Consider the following 585-nt stretch of genomic DNA (forward strand, 5'->3'; position numbering starts at 1 on the left):
TAACAGGTGCGAGGGACGGATCGATTTTCTGGAGATTGTCTTCGCGAACCGCTGAATACTCCTGCCAGCCCAAGCGGCCCAAAACAATATCCCCTTTTTTGAGCTTGTCTCCTTTTGCAGATATCACTTCGCCGATCACGCCCCCGGTGATCACTTCATCAAGCGGAAATGGCTCGACATAGGATTTCGTATCCTGCATTCTTCCCCTCATATAAGGGTCCACTGAGACATAAAGCGTTTTTACAAGCGCTTCACCGTTTTTTGCTTCCGGAATTTCCGTTTCTTTTATGCGGAAATCGTCCATAACAGGTATGCCCTGCGGACGTCTTGCAAGTTCAATTTGCTTTTGCGGCATAATGATTCCTCCTTTTACTTATAACTTACCACGTAAAAAAGAGGTTTAGCAAAAGATCAGCGGATTGCACGAAATGTTTTCTTCAGTACAGAATCGGGCAGAAAAAGGTGAAAAACATCGGCATTTCTTTCATTTAAAAGATATTGATTGGCATTTTCTCTTGAATATTGGAACATGTCTTTTGTGATAAAAGGAAGCAATGACAGGAGATAAGAAGAGAGGAGGTCTTC

The 585-nt window shown here is 43.1% G+C and carries 1 protein-coding gene and 1 pseudogene; both read right to left on the reverse strand.

Annotation, left to right across the window (positions count from 1 at the left end; genetic code table 11):
* A pseudogene (locus ACWHAR_RS29920) lies at positions 1-355 on the reverse strand (NADP-dependent oxidoreductase); the annotation flags it as partial.
* A 56-nt stretch (positions 356-411) separates the two neighbouring features.
* The coding region (locus tag ACWHAR_RS29925) for a DUF3212 family protein (RefSeq protein WP_452088790.1) at positions 412-585 on the reverse strand (174 nt) is incomplete at its 5' end.

The sequence above is a fragment of the Bacillus sp. LR--39 genome (genome assembly GCF_053613335.1).